Annotated in this window: 4 protein-coding genes; 2 read left to right on the top strand and 2 right to left on the bottom strand. The window is 71.4% G+C overall.

From position 1 onward, the window contains the following. Positions 1–1,108, top strand: a 1,108-nt coding sequence (locus tag CH341_RS29985; RefSeq protein WP_281023734.1) for a site-specific DNA-methyltransferase, incomplete at its 5' end; no start/stop codon positions are given. 139 nt (positions 1,109–1,247) lie between these two features. On the opposite strand, the gene CH341_RS29980 is transcribed toward CH341_RS29985, so the two are convergent. Together CH341_RS29980 and mutY are read right to left on the bottom strand one after the other, a co-directional pair. After that, on the bottom strand, positions 1,248–1,598 hold the full coding sequence (locus CH341_RS29980; RefSeq protein ID WP_111423104.1) for a RidA family protein: 351 nt from the start codon (positions 1,596–1,598) through the stop codon (positions 1,248–1,250). After that, on the bottom strand, positions 1,595–2,785 hold the full coding sequence (gene mutY, locus CH341_RS29975; RefSeq protein ID WP_111423102.1) for an A/G-specific adenine glycosylase: 1,191 nt from the start codon (positions 2,783–2,785) through the stop codon (positions 1,595–1,597). The genes CH341_RS29980 and mutY overlap by 4 nt, the downstream gene beginning before the upstream one ends. Before the next feature lie 27 nt (positions 2,786–2,812). On the opposite strand from mutY, the gene CH341_RS29970 reads away from it, so the two are divergent. After that, positions 2,813–3,155 (top strand): DUF721 domain-containing protein (locus CH341_RS29970; protein ID WP_111423108.1); only part of this gene is annotated, 343 nt, incomplete at its 3' end.

Here is a 3,155-nt window from a genome sequence, read left to right as displayed (position 1 = left end):
GACGCCCCGCTTAACTTTCGACCCGGCCCCCTCGTTCCGTGTCGTCACGGGCGATTGCGTCGCCGAGATGTCCAAGCTCCCCGCCGCGTCGGTCGACCTCGTGTTCGCCGACCCGCCTTACAATCTCCAGCTCCAGGGCGACCTGAAGCGGCCGGACGACTCCCGCGTCGACGCCGTCGACGACGACTGGGACAAGTTCGAGAGCTTCGCGGCCTACGACAACTTCACGCGCGCCTGGCTGCTCGCCGCACGCCGCGCCATGAAGCCGTCCGCGACCCTGTGGGTGATCGGCTCCTATCACAACATCTTCCGGGTCGGCACGATCCTTCAGGATCTGGGCTTCTGGATCCTCAACGACGTGATCTGGCGCAAGTCGAACCCGATGCCGAACTTTCGCGGGCGCCGGTTCACCAACGCGCACGAGACGATGATCTGGGCCGCGCGCGAGCCCAACGCCAAGGGCTACACGTTCAATTACGAGGCCCTGAAGGCCGGCAACGAGGACGTCCAGGTCCGCTCCGACTGGACGCTGTCGCTGTGCACCGGCGAGGAGCGCCTCAAGGACGGCGCCGGCAAGAAGCTGCATCCGACCCAGAAGCCGGAAGCGCTGCTCGCCCGCGTGCTGCTGTCCTCGTCGCGTCCCGACGATCTCGTGCTCGACCCGTTCTGCGGCACCGGCACGACCGGCGCCGTCGCCAAGCGCCTCGGACGCCGGTTCGTCGGCTTCGAGCGCGACGCCGACTATGCGAAGGCTGCCGAGGCCCGCATCGCCGGCATCCTGCCGCTGCCGGCCGCGAGCCTGGCGCCGTTCCAGACGGCCCGCGAGGCGCCCCGCGTCCCGTTCGCCGCACTGATCGAGCGCGGCATGGTGTCGCCCGGCACCACGCTGGTCGACGCGAAGCGGCGCGTGAAGGCGCTGGTGCGGGCCGACGGCGCCGTCAGCTTCGGCGAGACGGTCGGCTCGATCCACCGCATCGGCGCGATCGCGCAAGGACTCGACGCCTGCAACGGCTGGACCTTCTGGCACGTCGAGACCGACAAGGGCCTCGCCCCCATCGACACGCTGCGCGCCGCCTTCCGGGCCGCCCAGGCCGGCGCGGCGGAGTGATGTTCTCCGTCGTTCCGGGGCGGCGCGCCAGCGCCGAGCCCGGAACCCATAGCCCCTGTCTTTCGTGAGCCACGATCGCCGGGTGTATGGATCCCGGGCTCGCGGACCTACGGCCCGCGCCCCAGGATGACTGCCGGCCTCACCGCGCCGCCGTCACCTGCACCTCGATCTTCAGATCGGCCCCCTGCAGCAGCGCTTCGATACAGGCGCGCACCGGGGTCGCGCCGGGGACCACCCAGGCGTCCCAGACGGCGTTCATCTCGTCGACGGTGCGGATGTCGCTGAGCCAGATCGTCGCGGCGATCAGCTTCGACTTGTCGGTGCCGGCCTCGGCGAGCAGGCTGTCGATCTCGCCCAGAATTTCGGCGGTCTGCTCGGCGAGGCTGCGACCGGCCGTCTCCTCGGCCGTGACGCCGCGCAGATAGACGGTGTCGCCGTGGATCACGATCGCGCTCATGCGCGGGCCGACATGCAGACGCTGGAGAGTCATCGGGGGCTCCGTTTAGCTTTTTTGGTGGGTTTCGGTGACGTCGTCGCCGCGCGACGGGACGCGGGCCGTTCCGGCTTCAGGTCGACGCCGGCATGGGACAGCACCTTGCGCATGACGTTGGGCAGCGCCTCGCCGGCGAGGGAGTCGCGCGGTGCCCAGCGCGTGTCCGCTGGCGCGTCGGCGTCCGTCGGCACCGTCGCGACGAAGACGACGAGCTCCAGCGGAAAATGCGTGAACACATGCGTGACCACGCCGGGCACGCGGCGCCAGGCGCTTCGCGCGACGCCGAGCGACGGGGCGTGATCGAGCGCGTCGCGCTCGGAGAACTCCGGCCGCCAGTCGCTGGTCGGCACCTCGGTCATGCCGCCGAGCAGGCCCGTGTCGGGACGCGAGCGCAGCAGCACGGCGCCGTCGGCACGCAGCGCCACGAAGGCGGCGCCGCGGCGCAACGTGCCCTCCTTCTTCGGCGTCTTGCGGGGAAAGGTCTCCTGATCGCCGCGACGACGTGCCGCGCAGGGCTCCTGCCACGGGCAGAGCACGCAGGCCGGCGACTTCGGCGTGCAGATCGTGGCGCCGAGATCCATCAGGGCCTGCGCGAAATCGCCCGGCCGGTCCGACGGCTCCAAACCCTCGGCGATCATTTTCACGCGCGGCTTGGCGCCGGGCAACGCCTCCTCGACCGCGTGGAGGCGGGTCAGCACGCGCTCGACATTGCCGTCGATCGGCACCACCGGGACGTCGAAGGCGATCGAGGCGACCGCGTTGGCCGTGTAGTCGCCGATGCCGGGCAGCGCCCGCAGCTCGGCGACGCTGCGCGGAAACACGCCGCCGTGGCGCTCCACCACGGCCTGGGCGCAGGCGTGAAGATTGCGGGCCCGCGCGTAATAGCCGAGGCCGGCCCACAGCCGCAGCACGGCGTCGCGGTCGGCGGCGGCCAGATCCCGCACGGTCGGGAACGCCGCCGTGAACGTCTGGAAATACGGCACCACCGCCTTCACCGTGGTCTGCTGCAGCATGATCTCGGACAACCAGACCGCGTAAGGGTCGGCCGCGACGCCCGCCGGCGCGCGCCACGGCAGCACGCGGCGGTGGCGGTCGTACCAGCGCAGCAGCCCCGCGGTGAGGCCGGTGGCGTCGGCGACGGGGAGGGACGGCTTCCGCGCGGGGGTCGGCGCTGCTACGGTCATGCGTTCCCTGTGACAGAGGCGCGAGCCATGAACAAGCCGGCACGGTCCCGCCCGCGTCCCCTCGCCGACCTGGTCGGCGCCTGCTTCACGCCGGCGTTCCAGCGGCGCGGCTTCGCGGCGGCCGAGATCGTCACCCACTGGGACGACATCGTCGGACCCGAGGTGGCGGCCATCGCCGAGCCGATGAAGATCGAATGGCCGCGCGGGCGCGAGGGCGGCGAGCAGGAGCCGGCCACGCTGGTGCTGCGGGTCGAAGGACCGGCCGCCATCGAGGTCCAGCACATGGCCGCCGTGATCGTCTCCCGGATCAACCAGTTCTTCGGCTGGCCGGCGATCTCCCGCCTGGCGCTGCGCCAGGCGCCGCTGGTGC

It is taken from the genome of Rhodoplanes roseus, assembly GCF_003258865.1.
In the GTDB taxonomy this organism is placed as follows: domain Bacteria; phylum Pseudomonadota; class Alphaproteobacteria; order Rhizobiales; family Xanthobacteraceae; genus Rhodoplanes; species Rhodoplanes roseus.
Note: the sequence above shows the minus strand (reverse complement) of the source record. Positions and strands in the feature narration are given on the sequence as shown.

Bases quoted from the DNA above. Each gene is read 5' to 3' on its own strand.
- mutY (WP_111423102.1), bottom strand. From the start codon at position 2,785: ATGACCGTAGCAGCGCCGACCCCCGCGCGGAAGCCGTCCCTCCCCGTC.
- CH341_RS29980 (WP_111423104.1), bottom strand. From the start codon at position 1,598: ATGACTCTCCAGCGTCTGCATGTCGGCCCGCGCATGAGCGCGATCGTG.